Here is an 18,930-nt window from a genome sequence, read left to right as displayed (position 1 = left end):
GGATCGGACGGTTCCTTGCCATTATCCACTCCAATTCGAGTCGTCATTGATCTGGAAGGAGATGGGTGATCGACCGTCGCGCCCAGCGGGCCCGATGTGCACATCGGCGGGCTCCGCAAATCCCTCTCCCCGGTGACCGGGCAGAGGCTCATCACCGAGGGGCTGCGCAATGTGCAGCCGCTCTGCGTGATGTGCAGGGAGTCTGGCTCACGGGGAAACCGCATGTCAAGGGTGGCTCGTGGCCCATGAGGTGGTCGCCTGATGAGATTCCGGGCTCGATCGAGCTTGACGCACGGCTGACCAGCCTCCAAACTGGGACCGGTCACAGCCCTCGGGCGCTCCGGCAGCTGCGGCTCACGGTCTGCTGGGAAGATCCGCGAGTGAACGGCAACCAAAGGAGGTTGTGGAACGGTGCCAGAGTCGGCGCAATTCCACCACAGCGTCCTGGGCCGCCGGCGCCGCGGCGACGGTGGAGCACATTGCTCCCGCGCCTTTGGGATCCACCACTCGAGCCATTCGACGAATCGATCTTCAGGCGTCCCGATATCTCGGTGCGCGACGTCTGAATCGTCGCGGACGAGCACGACACCAGAACGCTGTCGTTTCGAAGCGTGCGCTATACACGGGCGATGCTCTATGGGTGCGTCCACCTTTCGTGGAATCATCATCGTCTGCGCACAACGGTGACGCCGATGGTGCGTCGCCAGAAGACATACCAATGATAGGAAGGTGCTCCGATGAATGACCGATCGTCGGCGGGCCGCGTCACCGTTCGCTGGGGTCACGCGCAGCGCGCTGTAGCCCTTGTAGGCGCCGCCGTGCTTCTCGCCGCGTGTAGCGGCGGAGACGGCACGGCGGAGGACGGTGGTGAGGATGGCTCGATCGTGCTCGACTTTCCGACGTGGCAGGCGAATGAGCCCGGTCACGGAGAGGCGCTGCGGGCCATCGTCGAGGAGTTCGAGAGCCGGCACGAGGGCGTCACCGTCAACATGTACCCGGTCAGCAACGAGGACTTCCAGAACCAGATCGTCACTCAGCTGTCGGCCGGCGACCCTCCGGACATCATCGCATCGGGCAACCACTTCTACGCCTTCGCCGAGACCGGCCAGCTCGAGCCGCTGAACGACCGGCTCGAGGAGAGCGGTCTGCTGGACGAGTGGGAAGACTTCCAGCAGGAGCGGGTGGTGGATGACGAGCACCTGGCTCTCACGATGCACGCACTGACCCGGCTGCTGTACTACAACGAGGACTACCTCGCCGCGGCCGGAGTGGACGCACCACCGACCTCGCCGTCCGAGTTGGCCGACACTGTGGAGGCGCTGGCCGGAAGCGTCGAGGAGGGCGTGTCGCCTTGGGGTGCCACGACGACCACCCACTCCAACCTCTTCGGTGAGGTGACGGCCTTCATCGTCGGCATGGGCAGCCAGTGGATCACCGACGGCGAATGGAGCGTCACGGCGCCGGAGACCGTCGAGGCTGTGGAGCTCTACCGCGAACTGGCACGTCAGGCGCCACCCGGTCTGGACGGTGGCGGGTACCGGCAGCTGCTCGCGGACGGGCGGATCGCCATGTCGCAGGACGGCAACTGGGTCATCTCGACGCTCGACGAGGTGTCGCCGGCCGATGTGCGACCGCAGCTCCAGGTCGCGCCGCCGCCGTTCGAGAACTCGGTGGCCCTCGTCGGCACCTCGTTGTCGATTCCGGCCGGGATCAGCGAGGAACGCAAGGATCTCGTGTGGGACTTCATCCAGATCGCCGCCGAACCGGAGTTCCAGGGCATGTGGGCCGGCGCCATCGATGCCGCCCCTGGCCGCACCGGATCGGTCCCGCCGGAGCGCGTCCAGGAGCGGCCCGAGCTGGAGGTGGTCGCGCAGACCATCGGGAGCGCGCAGCCGGAGTTCCCCGACAGCGCCAACTTCCGTGCCAACTTCGGCGAGATCGAGACGCGGATCATCGACGCGATGATGCGGTTGCTGACCACCGATGCCGAGACCGTCGACGTGCTGACCGAGCTGGAGTCGGAGCTGTCGTCCATCACCGAACCGTAGGACGGGCCTGGTGGGCGGGTGCCGGCCCGCCCACCAGGCCGCTCGGGCCGGCCACAGGAGGAGATGATCCATGACGCTGGTCACCGATGACCGCCGACGAGCCGGCGCGCACACCGGCGGACCGAGGCGGTCGCGGTGGCGTCCGTCGCTGTCGACGCGCAACAACCTGCTCTCGTACGTGCTGCTCGCGCCCTCGCTGGCGATGTCGCTGGTGTTCATCGCCTTCCCGATCTACATGATCGTCAACCTGAGCCTGCGCGACGGCAAGACGATGATCATGAGCGAGGTCGGCGGCCTGCCACTGACCCTGGACAACTACGACACCGTGCTGTCGGACCCGGAGACCTGGCACTCGCTGCGGATCTCGGCGGTGTACACGCTGGCGGCGGTGGCCGGAGCCATCGTGGTCGGGCTCGTCACCGCGCTGCTGATCCGCCGGCGGCTGCCCGGGCGGCGATGGCTTCGAACACTGATCCTCATCCCGTGGCCGATCCCGGGATCGATCGCCACCGTCGGCTTCGTCTGGATGCTCGACGGCACCTACGGCGTGGTGAACTACTTGCTGCGTGCGATCGGCGTCATCGATGAGAACATCGCCTGGTTCTTCGATCCGCAGACCGCGCTGATCGGCGTCCTGATGCCGACGGTCTGGAGCGCGTACCCGCTGTGCACGCTCATGCTCCTCGCGTCGCTGCAGTCGGTACCGGACGAGCTGTACGAGGCGGCGAAGGTCGACGGAGCCGGTCCCGTGTTGCAGTTCCGCCACGTGACGTGGCCCGCGGTGCAGAACACGGCCGTGCTGGCGATGATCGTCACCGGGCTGTGGACCTTCACGACGTTCGACTTCGTGTACGCGATCACCCGAGGCGGTCCAGACGGCGCGACCCAGACGTTGGCCGTGGCCATCTACAACCAGGCCTTCCGCTTCTTCGATCTCCCGCATGCGTCCGCACTCGGCGTGGTGACGATGGCGCTGGCCGGGTCAGCGCTCCTGGCATTGTTCCCCGTCGTCCGCCGGCGCTTCTTCTGATGACCTGCCGCACTCCGTGGCCCCGAGGTGGTGTCGAGACATGAGCAGAAGCATGGTCGTTCGTTACGCGCTGATCGTGGCGATCATCGTGGTGTTGTTGTTCCCCGTCTACTGGATGGCGCTGACCGCCGTCCTGCCGACGCGGGAGTTGTTGTCACCGTCACCGCCGTTGCTCCCTGACCTCGGGTCCATCAGCTTCGATTCCTTCCAACGGGTCTTCGAACTCCGGCCGGTGGGGCGCTGGATGGCCAATTCCGCCACCGTGACGGCCGGGACGGTCGTCTGTTCGGTCGTCTTCGCGACGATGGCGGGGTACAGCCTCTCGCGGCTGGCCTCGAAGGTCGGCCTCATCGTCGGGTACAGCTTGTTCGCCGTCCGGCTGATACCGACGACGCTCCTGGTCATCCCGCTGTTCATGATGTTCAGCGAGGTCGAGCTCAACAACACGCTGCGCAGCCTGGTGATCGCCAACACCGTCGTGATCGTCCCCTTCGCGGCGTGGCTGATGAAGTCGTTCTTCGACTCCATCCCGGTCGAGCTGGAAGAGGCCGCGATGGTCGACGGCTGCTCGAGGCTGCGGTCCTTCCTGACGATCGTCCTGCCGCTGGCGAGGCCGGGGATCGGAGCGGTCGCGATCTTCTCCGGCATTCTGGCTTGGGGAGACTTCACCTTCGCCAGGACACTCATCCAGGGCGATGCGGGAACCACCGTGACCGTGGGACTGGTGAGCTTCGTCGGCGAGTACACCGCCGACTGGGGAGCGCTCATGGCCGCCGGCCTGCTGTCGATCGCACCCATGGTGGTCTTGTTCATCCTGCTCGAGCCGCTGCTCATCAGCGGCCTGACGAGCGGCGCCGTCAAGTGAGTGCCCGCCGTCGCCGGCCCCGCCCCCATCACAGCGACAAGGAGTTCTGACACCGTGGCACCAGTAGGGACGTCCCGCCGCCTGCGCAGCAATCGGTACTACGGCGGCTACAACCAGCAGGCGTTGGTCCGCAACGGGCACATGCAGGCCCTCGGGTTCCCCGACGGCCTGCTGCGATCCGGGAAGCCGCTGATCGGCATCGCCAACAGCCAGTCCGACCTCAATCCGTGCAACGCCCATCTGGGCGAGGTGTCCGAGGCGGTCAAGCGCGGCGTGTGGGAGGCCGGCGGTGTCCCGGTCGTCTTCCCGACGATCAGCCTGGGCGAGGCGAACATGCTGCCCACCACGATGCTCTTCCGCAATCTCATGAGCATGGACGTGGAGGAGACGTTGCGGGCCAACCCCGTCGATGGCGTCGTGCTCCTGGGCGGCTGCGACAAGACGACGCCGGCGCAGCTCATGGGTGCCGCGAGTGTGGACCTGCCGACCCTGATGTTCACTGGTGGGCCGATGCTGACCAGCCGATTCCGCGGCCGGACGCTCGGCACGGGCACCGACGCCCGCAAGCTCGCCGACGAGGTGCGGGCCGGCCGGATGGCGCCGGAGGAGTTCTTCGCCGCCGAGGGATGCTACGCGCGCAGCGCCGGCCACTGCATGGTGATGGGGACGGCCTCGACCATGGCGAGCGTCGCGGAGGCGCTCGGCATGCAGCTCCCCGGTACGTCGTCGATCCCGGCACCCGAGGCCGCCCGGAAGCAGGCCGCGCACCGCGCTGGACGACGAATCGTCGACATGGTCCACGAGGATCTGCGGATGTCGCGGATCCTCACCCGCAGCGCGTTCGAGAACGCCGTGAAGGTGAACGCCGCGCTCAGCGGGTCGACGAACGCGGTGCTCCATCTGCTCGCCATCGCCGGCCGCGCCGGTGTGCCGCTCGAACTGGACGACTTCGACCGGTGGATGCGCGACGTGCCGTGGCTGGCCAACCTTCGTCCGGCCGGTGAGCACTACATGGAGGACTTCCACCACGCGGGCGGCCTGCCCGCCCTGATGCGACGGCTGCTCGACCACCTCGCCGGCCAGGCGCTGACCGTGACGGGCACGACACTCGCGGAGAACGTGACGGCGGCCGAGTGCTTCGACGACGACGTGATCCGGCCGCTGGACCGGCCGCTGGGCGTCGGCGCGGGCACCGCCGTGTTGCGCGGCAACCTGGCACCCGACGGCGCAGTCGTCAAGCAGGCCGCCGCCAGCCCCGGACTCATGCGCCACCGCGGACCCGCGCTGGTCTTCGACTCCATCCAGGAGTGCGAAGCGCGGATCCACGATCCGGACCTGGACGTGGACGAGAACACCGTCCTCGTGGTGCGCAACTGCGGACCGAAGGGATACCCCGGCATGCCGGAGGTGGGCAATCTCCCGATCCCGCGCAAGCTGCTCGAGCGGGGCGTGGACGACATGGTCCGTATCTCCGACGCGCGCATGAGCGGCACGGCGTACGGCACTGTCATCCTCCATGTGGCACCCGAGGCCGCCGCCGGCGGCCCGCTCGGCCTCGTCGAGACCGGCGACGTCATCGCGCTCGACGTGCCGGCGCGGACCCTCTTGCTGGAGGTAGACGACGCCGAGCTGCAGCGGCGGAGGCGGGCGGCCGCGGCGCGGCCCCGGCGCTTCGAGCGCGGCTGGGCCAGGCTCTACGAGGACCACGTGCTGCAAGCCGATCGAGGCGCCGACCTGGACTTCCTCGTCGGCGGCAGCGGCGACGAGCCGCACGGCGGGGATCCGTACGCGACACCGGACGAGGACGAACTGCTGCGGACCGACGCCGACCTCGTCGGCCTTCGGTCCACGCGACCGGGGGCCACTGCATGACGCCGGGGTTCCGCGGGGTGTACTCGGTCCTGGTGACCCCGTTCACCGAGACCGGCCACCTCGACCTCGCCGCGCTGGAGCGCGTCGTCGACTTCTCCGTCGTCGCCGGTGCCCACGGCCTCGTGACTCCCGTCGTCGTGAGCGAATTCTTCACGCTCAGCGATGCCGAGCGACGCGCCGTCGTGGAGACCGCGGTCGCGGCCACTGCGGGACGCGTCCCCGTCGTCGCCGGCGTCTCCGCGCCGTCGATCCATGGGGCGGCGGTCTTCGCCGAACACGCGGCCGACGCGGGAGCGGACGCCGTCATCGCCGTACCGCCCTACGTGAAACGCGCGACGTGGACAGAGACCGTCGGATACTTCGAGGCCATCGCCGACGCCGGTGGCGGCCTCCCGGTGTTCGTGCAGAACGCCGACGGGCCCTCCGGCACGCCGCTGTCACCGGGTCAGCTCCTCGAGCTGGCCGACCGGATCGAGGCGGTGTCCTGGATCAAGGAGGAATCGAGTCTCTCCAGTCAGACGATCTCGGCGGTACTCAGCCGGCCCGGAACGGGAGTTCTCGGGATCATGGGCGGAAAGGGGGCGCGATACGCACTCGACGAGTATCAGCGTGGCATCTGCGGCACGATGCCGGGCTGCGAGTTCACGGATCTGCACGTGGCCTTGTGGGATGCGCTCGAGAGCGGCGACCACGACCGCGCCGGTCGCATCTATCGCCTGGTGCTCCCGCTCGTCGAGATGGAGGACCAGTACGGCGGCGCGGCCTTCTGCAAGGAAGTGCTCCGAATGCGCGGTGTTCTCACCAGCACATTCGTTCGGGAACCGGGGTCGCTGTCGCTGGATCGACTGGCCGTGGATCTGCTGGCCCGTCACCTGAATGCCGCCGAGGAGCCTCTCACCCGCTCGGGATACCCAAGTCACTGAGCATGCGCTCCAGGCTCAGGTCAAGCTGCGCATCATGCGATCTCCCGGCGTGGGACGCAGCCGAAGGTCAAGTTGATCGGCTCGATGACGAGACAGGAGAGCTCTATGAACGAGAGGTCGCTGAGACGCAGAACTACGCTGTTGGCCGCGTCGGTCGTCGCCTTCGCTTTGGTGTCCACTGCGGTGGCCGCGCAGGCATCGGCGGCGACGTCCGAGCTCGAGCCAGTCGCGGTTCCCGGTGTCGGAACCGACGTCTGGCTCTTCGACGAGCGAGCGGCGTACGATTTCACCAAGCGCGAGCCCACCATCGCGCCGCGCTATCTGGTCTATCCCGACAAGGCGGTCGACGCGGCGGAAGCGGCTGATCTCATCGATGAACTCGGGCTCGCGACGCATCTGACCGAGTACGCGACGCGAGCGTGGGTCATCAATCCGGCGAACGGCGTCAGCTACGACGCCGAGGCGGACCTGGCGTCCTACTTCGCGCTGCTCAGCGAGTTGCCGCGGCAGGCCACATGGCAGCACACCAACATGAAGGTGATCGGCATCGGCGAGGGCGCCACTTTCGTCAACAACGTCATCTCGCAGAACTCGTGGTCGATCGCCGGCATCTTCACTTATGGCGGGACCATGAGTTCGACGGTCACGCCGCATGCGCCGATCCCCGCCTATGTTCACGGCGACGCGACCGCGGCGCAGCGGTATGTGTCGGCGAACCAAGCCGTTCCGGTGAGCACTCAGGACGGGGTCACTGTCTATGAGAATCCGGACGACCCTCTTGTGCGGGTCGTCGCCTCAGCGGACGGCGGCCAGGGCCTGGCCGAGGCGTTCTCGGCCGCATGGGACCATCTCCTGAGCCACAGCTATCGCATCTATCTCGATGCCAACAACCCGGGCCGGGTCGATCCCTTCGTCACGCGCGAGGGATTCACCCTGTTCTCCTATCGACTCGACGATCTGGGTGTCCGGCAGACGCCGGTGACCGACCCGCTGGGGTCGAGTGGCGAGTACATGTGGCAGGAGTACATTCCCGATTCGGCGGCCGAAGCACCCGCGGGCTCCTTGCCGCTGATCGTGCTCCTGCACGGCAACACCGACATGCCTCAGCACATCGCCGAGCGAGGAGGCTGGATCGAACAGGTCGCCGAGGTCGGCGCGATCATGGTCTCCGCTGAGAATCAGGGCACCCGATTCGGCTTCCGGAACTTCGATGCGGACTCGACCGAGCGGCTCGTCGAGCATCTCGCGGTGAAATACCCGCAGATCGACACCGGACGCGTCTACGCCTACGGGTTCTCCCTCGGTGCCAGCCAGGCGCAGTCCTGGCCGCTGGCGAAGCGCGATCTCTTCGCCGCCGTGGCGGGCTTGGGAGCCCCGTTCGGAGGCGGCGACGCACAGATCGCGCAGGCCGCCGCGGTCGCGGCGCCCAAGCACGAGGTGCCGTTCTACATGCTCCAAGGCGTGAACGACACCATCGGACAGGTGCCGGTCTCAGCCAGCTCACGGAGCGTCTACACGGCGGTGCGCGCCTACGGGGCGCTGAACGGAGTGGACGTGCCACAAGCGCCCGATCTGTCGGTCAACCCCTTCTACGGCATCGCGCTGGACGGTCAGCGGTGGGACACGATCGGTGCGAAGGACGCGCACGTCGGCACCCTCTCCAACGACCGCGGGGTCGTCATCAGGTTGGCAGCGGTCGACAACCTCGCGCACGTGAACTACCCCTTGTCAGCACCCGACATCTGGGACTTCTTCGACGACTATCGGCGCGACACCGCGACGGGAGAACTGCTCTTCGTCCCGAACTTCGACCGGGTGCGGTGGCACTACGACCGTGCCGTTCGCGCCGGTCTGCTCACGGGCGAGCCGGCCATCGAGATCCAGGAGGCGATCGACCGAGCCGAGCGGTTCGTCGACGGTCCGCAGCACACGGCCGGCCTCGTCCAACTCCAGAACGCCGCTCGCGCGGCCGACCGGGCGGGAGCCGATGCGCTGGCCCATGCCCTGACGGAGCTGCGCCGGTCGCTGGCCTGACATCACCAGGACTCCTCTCCCGCTTCACCAGGGTGCCGGCCAGGTGAAGCGGGAGAGGTCCTGCTGTACGTGATCAGGCCGAGTCGCGCTGGACGAGCGTCGTCGGCAGTATGGTGGCCGCTCCCTGCTGACCATCGATCACCTCCAGCAGGAGGCGCACGAGCTCAGTGCTCATCCGCTCGAACGGAAGCCGAACGGTGGTGAGGGAGGGCTCCAAGGCCGCTGCGAGGTCGGTGTCGTCGAATCCACCGACCGCGATGTCGGACGGCACCTGCAGCCCAGTTTCCCGCAGAGCGGCCATGGCGCCGGCCGCCATCCGGTCGTTGGCGGCGAAGACCGCGTCGATGCGGTCGTTCCGGCGTAAGAGCTCCTGCATGCCCGCGTAACCGCTGGAGCGGCTGTAGTCGCCGCGCACCACGAGGTCGTCGTCGTAGGCCTCGCCCATGGCCTCGCGGTACCCGGCGAGACGCTCCCGTCCACCCGACGTGTCGAGCGGGCCGGTGATGGTCGCGATACGACGCCGCCCGGTGCCGGCGAGGTGTGCCGTCAGCTGCCGCGCGCCGCCGCGGTCGTCAGCGCTGACAAAGCTGAGCTTGCCCTCGAGCCCGAGCGGACGGCCACAGCTCACGGTCGGTATCCGCGCCTCGAGCAGCGGCCGGAGCAGAGGGCTGCCCAGGTGACTCGAGATGAGCAAGACGCCGTCCACGTGGCCGGCCATGATGAAGTCGGTCGCGCGCTTGCGTTCCGCGTCGGTGCCCGCGGTCATCAGTATCAACGACATGTCCTTGTCGCCGAGAGCCGCAGCGGCGCCCCGGAGGAGAACGGCGATGTTGGGGTCGTCGAACAGCAGATGCTGCTTCTCGGCCAAGAGAAAGACGACCGAGTTCGACCGGCGCGTCGCCAGACTTCTGGCGTGGTGATTGACCTTGTATCCGGTGCGCTCGATGGCCTCCTGGACGGCGGCCAACGCGTCAGGGCTGACCCAATGACCGCCGTTGAGAACCCGGGACACGGTCCCCCTGGACACACCAGAGACGGCAGCCACGTCGCGGATCGTCGGCCGGCGCGGCCTGCCAGCATTGTTCACAGGACCAGGATATTCGGTCATGACCAGCATGACCGCTTCCTGAGCCGGTCAGAGCCGTCACCGGCCAGATAACTCCACGCGTTATCCTTGACCTGATCGACGATGCCGGAGCCAGCGCGGCGTCCGTGAGGGCGAGGCCCTCGGGTGGGTGGGCACCTCGAGAGGCATGCCCGTGGCCCGTCGATACGCCATCCTCCTCCGGACGCCCGCCGTCCCGTCCCGGCTCGCGGCCACCTTCCTCAGCGCCACCGTTCTGGGCATGCTGTCGCTGACGCTGGTGCTCTGCATGCGCCAGTGGACCGGCTCCACCGCGCTCGCGGGAGTGGCGAGTGGACTCTTCAGTCTCGGCAACGCCATCGGCCTGGTCGTGCAAGGTCGCCTGCTGGACCGGTACCCCGACCACCGAGTGGTGATCGGCGCGGGCTCGACGTGCGGCGCGACGCTGCTCGGACTCGTCGCGGCCGGGGTGGCGCGATGGCCGGTGGGATGGGTGCTTCTGCTGTGTTTGCTCGCAGGAGTGTCCGTCCCCGCCGTTACCGCGGCGGTCCGGGCCTGGTTGCCGACGGTACTGGCCTCGACCGACCTCCGCGGCGCCGCGTATGCACTGCTCGCCGTCGTCTTCCAGACGGCTCTGGCCGCCGGGCCGATCATCGTGAGTCTCTGCGTCATCGTCACAGGGCCCGAGCTGGCCCTCGGCACAGCGGCTCTGCTCATCCTCCTCGTGGTGAGGGTGCACACGGTTGGGTCGCCTGGTGCGGCCGGGTCCTGCGCGAAGCCGGGCGGCGGGCGTGCCCGCCCGTGGGCCCGCGGACTCGAGTACGTGCTCGCGGTGGCCGCCATCTCCGGCGCGGGCTTCGGCATCGTGCTGGTGACGCTGCCATCGATCGAGGCCGACCACCGCCAGCCCGGGCTGTCCGGCCTGTTGCTCGGTGCGGTCGCGCTCGGCGAGCTGGCCGGTGCGCTGAGCTATGGGGCCCGCCGCTGGCCCGGCTCGCGCCGCCACCAGCTCGCCACTGCGCTCGCAACCGCCGCGGCCGCCTATGGGCTCGCCGCCACGCTGATCGACCTGACACCGGCTCTGGTCGCGGGACTCTTCCTGTCCGGCATGGCGGGCGGTCCCGTCGCCGTCGTCCTCTCCGCCCTCATCGACGACGTCACGGGACCGGGCGCCGTCGCGGGCTCCTACACGCTCCTCGTCGGTGCGGGACTCGTAGCCGTCGCGGCCGGCTCCGCCGCTACCGGCCTGGTCGCCGACCGCCTTCCGCCCGCCCTGCTGCTGACGGTGCCCGGTGTCCTCGCGCTCGTGGCGGCCGGGTTCGTCCTGCGCCGCGGCGCGTTCGCCTCCCGCGGCGAGTGACTCATCGCCCGACGACCGGCACCAAGGGCCTGCGGACAACGTCGACGACCGCAGTGACCGGACCGTACGTGGTCGTACCGTTCACGACCAGTTGACCCGGCGTGCTTGTCGCGCTCGACGGGACGTCTTCCCAGGCGACGGGCACCGGCGCCACCGAACCGTCCGCCATCGACAGCACCTCGACGGTGTCCGGAAGGCGCAGCGGGTCCTTGAACCGGATCGACCGGTGGACGGTGTCCTCCAAGACATGGGTTGCGTCGCTGTCGCCGTAGATCTTGATCGTGTCGTGGAACTTCACCGCCGGCCAGGCGCTGTCGTCCCAGTCGATCATCTCCTGATAGTTCGCCGGTTCCCAGACGAGAACCCCGACGCCGCGATTGTCAGGCAGGTCGTTGGCGATCTGGACGACCCGCTGGATGGCCTCCGCCGCTCCCACGGGCGACTTCGGGTACGGCGAATTGGGCACCGGCCGGCCGTCGTAGTCGTTGGCCGGATGCGACGTCTCGGCGATCTCCAGCGCGTAACCGGGGTGTGCGGCTGCGACTGCCTGCAGGTTGGCCTCGAAGTGATCGGCCGTCCCGTGCCACTCGGGGTAGTACGAGTGCGCCATGACGTCGATGTCTTGCCCCTTGGCGTTGAGGCGGGTCAGGTACTGGTCCCAGAACTCGAGTGTCTTGTCCACGCGGCCGTTGTCGATGATGACGTGGGTCTCGACCGCGATGTCCGCACCGTAGGCTGCCGAGACGTCGCGCACGGCGGCGATGCCGGCAGCCTGCAGGGTCGTGAAACGGTCCCACGCCGCGTCGTATGCGGCCTGCTCTGCCGCGTCGTCGGACCTCCAGTAGTCCCACAAGATGCCGCCGCCGGGCTGCGAGACGAACGACGGGTCGGTGTTGAAGTAGCAGCTGCCGCACCAGGCCGAGGCGTCGAACCACGGCTGGGTCCGCTCGCCGCCCCACATGAAGCCGTTGATCAGCTCGTTGCCGATGGCGACCTTGTCAGGCGTCGTGCCCTGCTCGACGAGGTTCTCGACGTTCTCGTAGGTGTAGTCGTACACGGCTCGCGTGAGCTTGTCGAAGGGCAGTTCGCGCCACGCCGTCGGCTTGGCCTGCTTGCTCGGGTCGGCCCACGAGTCGGCGAAGTGGAAGTCGATGCCCAGGCCCATGCCGTTGCGGACGACACGATCGGCGACGGCGAGGGTTCGCTCCGGGCTCTGGTAGTCCGGGTCGAGATAGGCGCCGGTCCGCTCGTCGCGCGGGTCGTTGAAGACCCGGAGACGGACATATTCCATCCGGGCGTCGCTCACCGTCTCCAGAATGTCGGCGGCGTCGGTGGGGTCGTCGACGAAGTAGGTCAGGCCCTGGGCCGTGTTCTGATCGGCATAGGAGATGTCCGCGCCGAGGACGAGGTCGTCGCGCAGGTAGTTCCAGACGGAGAGCTCACTGATGCCGATCGCGGCGCCGGGAGAGGCGTCCGTGATCGTCACGCGCAGATAGGCGATGCCTGGCGCTGTGACGAGGTGCTCCTCACCTCGTCCCGGGCGGTCGGCGTCCGAGCGGTCGACGACGGTGTTCCAGGTGTCTCCGTCCGACGAGACCTCGACCAGGTACTGGTACGTTCCGTGCGCATCCGGAAAGACGACCTCGACCTTGCGGATGTTGTCGTACGCACCGCCCAGGTCCAGGGCGAGTGACTGTTTCAGCTTGCGGGACGAGAGCCACGCCGTATCGGGGTCGTCGTCGACGGCGAGTTCCGCCGTCTCGGCGGCGCTGGTGGTCGTCACCGAAACCCATGGCTTGCCGGCGAGGTCGCTCGCGACCGGAAGGAAGGCACGGTCGTGGAGCGCTGACGACGGTGTGGCGGGCGCCAATGCAAGGCCGCACATGAGGGCGACTCCAACCGTAGCCAGGCAGCGCCGATGTCGTCGTGGTCTCATGGGACGTCCTTGTCTCGTGAGTCGGGAGGCCGGCGGCGGCCTTCTGTATCGGCCATGCCGCCCGCGTGGACGGAGCGGACTGTGCACGATCACAGTGACGCCCGTCACGTTACGAGCATTCACAAACCTGGGTCAAGGCGGCGTTCGAGGCGACCTGCCACCGGGAGTGCTGGTCTTGACGACCGCTGTGTGGGATGTAACCGTGAGCGTTCACAGCCAGTGATCGCGGCCAAAAGGGACGGGCATGGAACTCAGGAGTACGGGTGTGGCGCGCAGGTGCCGTCCGGCCATCGCAGCAGCGGTCATGGCGGCCGTGCTCAGCACCACGGTGCGAGGCGGTGGTCGGTGATGAACCAGCTTCACGCCTACGTCGAGGCCTGGCGCCGTCACGATGTGCCCGGCGTGCTCGCCACCTTGAGCGACGACTGCGTCGTCATCGAGTCGTACGGTCCCGTGTACCGAGGACGGCCGCGGGTCGAGCAGTGGATGCTTGCCTGGCTGCGAGCCGGCGGTGCGGTCGACGGCTGGACGATCACGTCTGACACGGCCGCCGGCGACACGCTGGCGGCTGAATGGATCTTCTCCTGCACCTGGAAGGGCGCTGCGACCACGTTCGAGGGTGCCACCATCGCCCGACTCGAAGGGAACAAGATCGCATATCTGCGCGAGTACGCCACGACGGCAGCGCTGTACGACTGGACGGGCACCTGGCGCGACTGAGTGCGACACCGCGACGACGCGATGCGGTCCCGCGTCTCCGTTCGTGGCCTGCCGTAACATGATGGGAACGCTCACAGTCACACACTCACATCTGGCGAACGACGGTGCAGAGGATTCCGGCCATGGCAAGCACGAGTCGACGGCGACCGACGATCCTGGACGTCGCCGCCGCCGCGGGAGTCTCCCGCGGCACGGTCTCGCGTGTCATCAATGGGGGTCACTGGGTGTCGCCGGAGGCGCTCGCCGCAGTGCAGGAGGCCATCCGTAAGACCGGCTACCAGATCAACCACCACGCGCGGAGTCTGGTGACCGGGCGGTCCAACTCGGTCGCCTTTCTGCTGACCGAGCCCCAGCACCTGCTGTTCGAGGACCCCAACTTCGCCATCCTGCTGCGCGGCGTCGCGCAGGCGCTGAGCAAGCGCGGGATGCCGTTGCTGCTCATGGTCGCCTCCACCGCGGAGGAGCGAGAGCAGGTGCTGGCGTATGTCTCCGGCGGGCACATCGACGGCGTGCTCCTCATCTCGTCGCACGCCGGCAACCCGATCGCCGAGGCGCTGGCGCGCAAGGGCATCCCGACCGTCGCGTGTGGCGCGCCACTGGGTTTCGAGGCCCGCATCGGATACGTGGGAGCCGACGAGATCGGCGGCGCCCGGCACATGACCCGGCACCTCCGCGAGATCGGGCGTATCCGCATCGCCACGATCACCGGGCCGATGGACATGCCGGGCGGCCGGCTACGGCTCGAAGGGTTCCGGTGGGAGCTGGGGGAGGACTTCGATCCCGAACTCGTGGCGCACGGCGACTACAGCCGGGACGGCGGTGCCAGGGCGATGGCCGAACTGCTCGAGCGCCGGCCGGATCTCGACGCCGTCTTCGTCGCCTCCGACCTCATGGCGGCGGGCGCGCTCACGGCTCTCCGGGCGGCCGGTCGCCGGGTGCCCGAAGACGTCGCCGTCGGTGGCTTCGACGACTCCGGGCTCGCGGCGACCCTCGATCCGCCGCTCACGACCATGCGCCAGCCGTTCGAGCGCATCAGCTCGGAGATCGTCCGGCTGCTGCTCGACGTCATCGAGGGTTCCGACGCTGCCGCGGTGACCCTGCCGACCGCCTTGGTCGTCCGGCAGAGCACCATCGGAGGTCGTGATCGGGACGACCAAGACGGCGAGGAACCGGGCCCGATACTCTGACCAGACCTCCTAGGGCCACTGTTCCGCGTTGTAGTCGCCGCCGTAACAGATGCGGTCGACCCCGGGGAGCCACTGCACGGTCTCCGCCGCCGTCAGACCTCGGTCCCGTCTCTCTGTCCAGTCGAGGGTCTCGTGATTGTGGACGTCATGGAGTCTCCCCACCGCGGTGATTGTGTACGTTCTCAGCTGCGACGCATGTACGGCCGCAAGAGAACACCACGAATGCTGCTCGTACCAAGGTCGCTTTGAAGAGCCGCGAGCGGCAGCTGCCGACTCGCGCGCCGGCGAGTTGTCACGAAGGTTCGCTGCGCCTCGGAAATACGCGGTTGCTGCACAGTCGGAGTAGCGGCGCAGGTCACCGCGGTGCAATCGGTGTGCCGTAGACGTCGCGGTTCTCGATGGAATCGTGCCCTGCCCTCTTATCCGTTCTCAGGAAGGTCACGAAATCGTGTCATCGGATTGTGGCCCTTGACACATTCACGTGATGGCTCCAACGTTGGGACCGTTCACAGCGCCGGACAGCTGTGCGGCGACGTGGTCGCGATCCGCTCAACGGAGAGGGAGACAGATGCATCGCAGACTTCTCATGTCCGCAGCCGGTGCGACTGCCACGGCGCTCGCGCTGGCCGCGTGCAACGGCGGCGGTGACGAGCCGGATGCGAACGAGACGACCGGCGCGACCGCGGCAGGGGACGCCGACGCGCCCGCCGAGCTCGCGTTCTGGACGTGGGCGACCAACATCGAGCAGGTCATCGAGATCTGGAACGAGCAGAATCCGGAGCAGCAGGTCTCGGTCGACCGCCAGGCGCAGGGCGACGAGCTCATCACGCGTGTCCTGACGGCGGCCGAGGCCGGCAACGAGCCGTGCCTCGTCCATACCGAATACCAGGCGCTTCCGGTGCTGGTCTCCAACGGTGTGGTCCGCGATCTCACCGGTGACGTGGCCGATGTACGGGATGCGTTCCCGGAGGCGGCCTGGGGCCTCACGTCCTTCGGCGACCAGACGTTCGCCGTCCCGCAGGACATCGCGCCGATGATGCTGTACTACCGCGAGGACCTCTTCCAGCAGTACGGCCTCGAGGTGCCCAGCACCTGGGACGACTTCGCAGCGCTGGCCGCTCAGGTGCGCCAGGTGGCACCCGAGCGCTATCTCACGACGTTCTCGTCGGGCGACCCCGGGTGGTTCGCCGGCCTGGCGCAGCAGGCCGGCGCCGAGTGGTGGACCAACGAGGGCGAGGCCTGGTCCGTGGGCATGGCTGACGAGGCGACCACCAGGGTCGCGGAGTTCTGGGGAGACCTGGTCGCCCAGGATCTCATCGATGATCAGCCGATGTACACACCGGAGTGGAACGCGGCGATGAACGACGGCACGCTCCTCGCCTGGCCCTCCGCGGTCTGGGGTGCCGGTGTGCTCCAAGGCGTGGCTCCCGACACCGCTGGACTGTGGCGCGCCGCGCCAATGCCGCAGTGGTCTGACGGAGAGGACGCGACCGGCTACTGGGGTGGCTCCGCTACCGCCATCACCGAGGGATGCGAGTATCCCGCGCAGGCGGCGAAGTTCGTGAAGTGGCTGAACACGTCGCCCGAGGCGCTCGAGGCCATGATCACGCTCGGCGGCCTCTATCCGGCTGCTAGCGAGGGCCAGACCGGCCCAGCGCTCGAGGAGCCGCCGGTGATGCTGCCCAATCAACCCGAATTCTTCGCTCTGGCGGCGGAGATCGCCGGGACAGCACGCGGCTTCACCTGGGGCCCGAACGTCAACGTGGCATACAACGCCTACAACGAGGCCTTCCAGGGGGCGATCGAGAGCGGCGGCTCCTTCACCGACGCGATCCGGTCGATGCAGGACGCCACGGTGGCCGACCTGGAGACCCAGGGCTACGAGGTCGTCGAGTAAGCAGGTGGTCCGCCGCTGGTGGCCTTGGCCTCCGTCCCGCAGGGGAAGACCCACCGGCGGCGCCACCCGCCCGACGGAGGGACAAGGCCGCCATGACTGACCTGACGACGACCGATGCCGGGACGGGCGGCGCCCACCGGCCCGTCGGCCCGGCACGACGCAGGCGCGCATCCAGCGGCGCGCCCTACCTCTTCATGCTTCCCGCGATGGCGCTGTTCGCCGCCTTCCTGTTGGCGCCGATCATCTATGCGGGCTGGCTGAGCCTGCGCGCGTCCCGCCGGACCGGCGGCGGCATCCTCGGTCAGCGAACCGAGGTGTTCGTGGGCCTCGACAACTACGCGCGGTCGCTCAGCGACCCCGAGCTGTACACGGCCCTCGGCCGAATGGCCGTCTACGGCCTGATCGTGGTCCCGGTCATGCTCGGCCTCGCCCTGCTCTTCGCGCTGCTCCTCGATCTGCCGAACGTCCGGCTGCGGACCGCGACGCGCGTGGGCATTTTCCTCCCGTACGCGGTCCCAGGCGTCATCGCCTCGCTGCTGTGGGGCTTTCTCTATCTGCCTCGGGTGAGCCCCATCCGGGAGGCCTTCGACACGGTCGGCCTGCCCCCGCCCGACTTCTTCGACCCGGACACGGTCATCCTGTCCGTCGCGAACATCGCCGTGTGGGGCGGCGTCGGCTTCAACATGGTGGTCATGTTCACCGCCTTGCGGGCGATCCCCCCGGAGCTCTACGACTCGGCGCGCATCGACGGGGCTTCGGAGCGTCAGATCGCGTTGCGGATCAAGATCCCGCTGCTCACGCCGGTCCTCGTGATGACCGGCATCTTCTCGTTGATCGCGACGCTCCAGGTGTTCACCGAGCCGCAGATCCTCCGCCCGCTCACGAACGTCATCTCGTCGTCGTGGATGCCGCTGCAGAAGATCTACACCGATGCCTTCGTCCTCAACGACATCTACTCAGCGGCCGCGACCTCGATCGCACTCGCAGGGGCGTCCCTCGTTCTGTCGCTGCTGGTGCTGAGTGTCATGCAGCGACGCGCGTTCGGAGAGAACCAGTGATGGCCGGCACACCTACCGCCGCTCCGGCCACCGTCGGCCGTCCGCCGAAGGCCATGCCCGCCGGCTCGCGCCGCGGCCGGACCAACTGGGGGGCGACGGCGCTCCTCGTCCTGGGCGCGATGTACTGCGTGCTGCCCTCGCTGTGGGTCTTCATCGCCGCCACGAAGTCGCCCGGCGAGCTGTTCACGACATTCTCGTTCTGGCCCAGCGTCACCGGGGGCCTGCAGGAGAACCTCTCCGAGCTCACCGCCTTCGGTGACAACGCCTTCTACCGGTGGGCGCTCAACACGCTGCTGTATGCGGGGGTGGGCTCGGTGCTCACGGTCGTGGTCTCGGCAGCCGCGGGCTACGCACTTGCGAAGTACCGGTTCCGCGGCCGGGAACTGATGTTCCGCCTCATCCTCGCCGGTGTGCTGGTGCCGCAGGTGACGCTCGCCATCCCGCAGTACCTCCTGCTGGCGAAGGTCGACCTCACGGGGACGTACTGGTCCGTCCTGCTGCCGAGCCTCATCAGTCCCTTCAGCATCTACCTGTGCCGCATCTATGCGACCGCGGCGGTGCCGGACGAGCTGCTCGAATCGGGGCGCCTCGACGGATCGAGCGAGTTCAGGCTGTTTCGCTCGATCGGCCTGCCGCTTATGGTGCCCGGTCTGATCACCGTGCTCCTGCTGCAGTTCGTCGCCATCTGGAACAACTTCCTGCTCCCGTTCATCATGCTGTCGGAGAGTGAGAAGTACCCCCTCACGGTGGGCTTGTTCGCATTGCTCAACCAGGGAGCGAGCCAGCCGGCGCTCTACACGCTCGTCATCACCGGAGCGGCTCTGTCGATCCTGCCGCTCATCGCGTTGTTCCTGCTGCTGCAGCGCTACTGGCGGCTCGACCTGCTGAGCGGCGGGCTCAAGGGCTGATCGCACCC

At 68.1% G+C, this 18,930-nt stretch carries 14 protein-coding genes; 12 read left to right on the top strand and 2 right to left on the bottom strand.

Annotated features, from left to right (window positions below):
* Positions 1–884: 884 nt before the first annotated feature.
* From E1262_RS01610 to E1262_RS01585, 6 genes are all read left to right on the top strand, one after another.
* On the top strand, positions 885–2,048 hold the full coding sequence (locus tag E1262_RS01610; RefSeq protein ID WP_162605718.1) for an ABC transporter substrate-binding protein: 1,164 nt from the start codon (positions 885–887) through the stop codon (positions 2,046–2,048).
* Positions 2,049–2,118: 70 nt separating this feature from the next.
* Positions 2,119–3,078, top strand: a complete 960-nt coding sequence (locus E1262_RS01605; RefSeq protein WP_132101299.1) for a carbohydrate ABC transporter permease — start codon at positions 2,119–2,121, stop codon at positions 3,076–3,078.
* A 40-nt stretch (positions 3,079–3,118) separates the two neighbouring features.
* Positions 3,119–3,943, top strand: a complete 825-nt coding sequence (locus E1262_RS01600) for a carbohydrate ABC transporter permease (RefSeq protein ID WP_132101298.1) — start codon at positions 3,119–3,121, stop codon at positions 3,941–3,943.
* Between the two features lie 54 nt (positions 3,944–3,997).
* Entirely contained in the window at positions 3,998–5,815 is a 1,818-nt protein-coding gene (locus E1262_RS01595) for an IlvD/Edd family dehydratase (RefSeq protein WP_203453440.1), read from the top strand.
* Positions 5,812–6,738 (top strand): dihydrodipicolinate synthase family protein, encoded by a 927-nt coding sequence (locus tag E1262_RS01590; protein ID WP_132101297.1) that lies wholly within the window; start codon positions 5,812–5,814, stop codon positions 6,736–6,738. The genes E1262_RS01595 and E1262_RS01590 overlap by 4 nt, the downstream gene beginning before the upstream one ends.
* Positions 6,739–6,843: 105 nt before the next feature.
* Positions 6,844–8,772, top strand: a complete 1,929-nt coding sequence (locus tag E1262_RS01585) for an alpha/beta hydrolase family protein (protein WP_132101296.1) — start codon at positions 6,844–6,846, stop codon at positions 8,770–8,772.
* Positions 8,773–8,845: 73 nt separating this feature from the next.
* Here E1262_RS01585 and E1262_RS01580 read toward each other — a convergent pair whose 3' ends face one another.
* A complete protein-coding gene (locus tag E1262_RS01580) occupies positions 8,846–9,889 on the bottom strand; it encodes a LacI family DNA-binding transcriptional regulator (RefSeq protein ID WP_238992792.1) in 1,044 nt (347 codons plus the stop codon).
* A 136-nt stretch (positions 9,890–10,025) separates the two neighbouring features.
* Here E1262_RS01580 and E1262_RS01575 point away from each other — a divergent pair, with 136 nt between their 5' ends.
* Complete coding sequence (locus E1262_RS01575; protein ID WP_132101295.1) at positions 10,026–11,216, top strand: MFS transporter; 1,191 nt, start codon at positions 10,026–10,028, stop codon at positions 11,214–11,216.
* 1 nt (position 11,217) lies between these two features.
* On the opposite strand, the gene E1262_RS01570 is transcribed toward E1262_RS01575, so the two are convergent.
* The gene (locus E1262_RS01570; RefSeq protein ID WP_162605717.1) at positions 11,218–12,999 is read right to left on the bottom strand and encodes a glycosyl hydrolase 53 family protein; all 1,782 of its coding nucleotides are present in this window, start codon (positions 12,997–12,999) and stop codon (positions 11,218–11,220) included.
* A gap of 501 nt (positions 13,000–13,500) precedes the next feature.
* On the opposite strand from E1262_RS01570, the gene E1262_RS30115 reads away from it, so the two are divergent.
* The 5 genes from E1262_RS30115 to E1262_RS01545 all read left to right on the top strand — a co-directional run bounded on the left by E1262_RS30115 (position 13,501) and on the right by E1262_RS01545 (position 18,922).
* On the top strand, positions 13,501–13,872 hold the full coding sequence (locus E1262_RS30115; protein WP_162605716.1) for a nuclear transport factor 2 family protein: 372 nt from the start codon (positions 13,501–13,503) through the stop codon (positions 13,870–13,872).
* A gap of 122 nt (positions 13,873–13,994) precedes the next feature.
* On the top strand, positions 13,995–15,059 hold the full coding sequence (locus tag E1262_RS01560; protein WP_132101292.1) for a LacI family DNA-binding transcriptional regulator: 1,065 nt from the start codon (positions 13,995–13,997) through the stop codon (positions 15,057–15,059).
* 568 nt (positions 15,060–15,627) lie between these two features.
* Positions 15,628–16,956 (top strand): ABC transporter substrate-binding protein, encoded by a 1,329-nt coding sequence (locus E1262_RS01555; protein WP_132101291.1) that lies wholly within the window; start codon positions 15,628–15,630, stop codon positions 16,954–16,956.
* Positions 16,957–17,048: 92 nt separating this feature from the next.
* Complete coding sequence (locus tag E1262_RS01550; RefSeq protein ID WP_132101290.1) at positions 17,049–18,014, top strand: carbohydrate ABC transporter permease; 966 nt, start codon at positions 17,049–17,051, stop codon at positions 18,012–18,014.
* The gene (locus tag E1262_RS01545) at positions 18,014–18,922 is read left to right on the top strand and encodes a carbohydrate ABC transporter permease (RefSeq protein ID WP_132101289.1); all 909 of its coding nucleotides are present in this window, start codon (positions 18,014–18,016) and stop codon (positions 18,920–18,922) included. The genes E1262_RS01550 and E1262_RS01545 overlap by 1 nt, the downstream gene beginning before the upstream one ends.
* Positions 18,923–18,930 lie beyond the last annotated feature (8 nt).

It is taken from the genome of Jiangella aurantiaca (assembly GCF_004349105.1).
GTDB classification, from domain to species: domain Bacteria; phylum Actinomycetota; class Actinomycetes; order Jiangellales; family Jiangellaceae; genus Jiangella; species Jiangella aurantiaca.
This window is presented reverse-complemented; position numbering and strand designations above follow the sequence as displayed.

Bases quoted from the DNA above. Each gene is read 5' to 3' on its own strand.
- E1262_RS30115 (WP_162605716.1), top strand. From the start codon at position 13,501: ATGAACCAGCTTCACGCCTACGTCGAGGCCTGGCGCCGTCACGATGTG.
- E1262_RS01550 (WP_132101290.1), top strand. From the start codon at position 17,049: ATGACTGACCTGACGACGACCGATGCCGGGACGGGCGGCGCCCACCGG.
- E1262_RS01605 (WP_132101299.1), top strand. From the start codon at position 2,119: ATGACGCTGGTCACCGATGACCGCCGACGAGCCGGCGCGCACACCGGC.
- E1262_RS01585 (WP_132101296.1), top strand. From the start codon at position 6,844: ATGAACGAGAGGTCGCTGAGACGCAGAACTACGCTGTTGGCCGCGTCG.
- E1262_RS01555 (WP_132101291.1), top strand. From the start codon at position 15,628: ATGCATCGCAGACTTCTCATGTCCGCAGCCGGTGCGACTGCCACGGCG.
- E1262_RS01580 (WP_238992792.1), bottom strand. From the start codon at position 9,889: ATGCTGGTCATGACCGAATATCCTGGTCCTGTGAACAATGCTGGCAGG.
- E1262_RS01560 (WP_132101292.1), top strand. From the start codon at position 13,995: ATGGCAAGCACGAGTCGACGGCGACCGACGATCCTGGACGTCGCCGCC.
- E1262_RS01545 (WP_132101289.1), top strand. From the start codon at position 18,014: ATGGCCGGCACACCTACCGCCGCTCCGGCCACCGTCGGCCGTCCGCCG.
- E1262_RS01575 (WP_132101295.1), top strand. From the start codon at position 10,026: ATGCCCGTGGCCCGTCGATACGCCATCCTCCTCCGGACGCCCGCCGTC.
- E1262_RS01590 (WP_132101297.1), top strand. From the start codon at position 5,812: ATGACGCCGGGGTTCCGCGGGGTGTACTCGGTCCTGGTGACCCCGTTC.
- E1262_RS01600 (WP_132101298.1), top strand. From the start codon at position 3,119: ATGAGCAGAAGCATGGTCGTTCGTTACGCGCTGATCGTGGCGATCATC.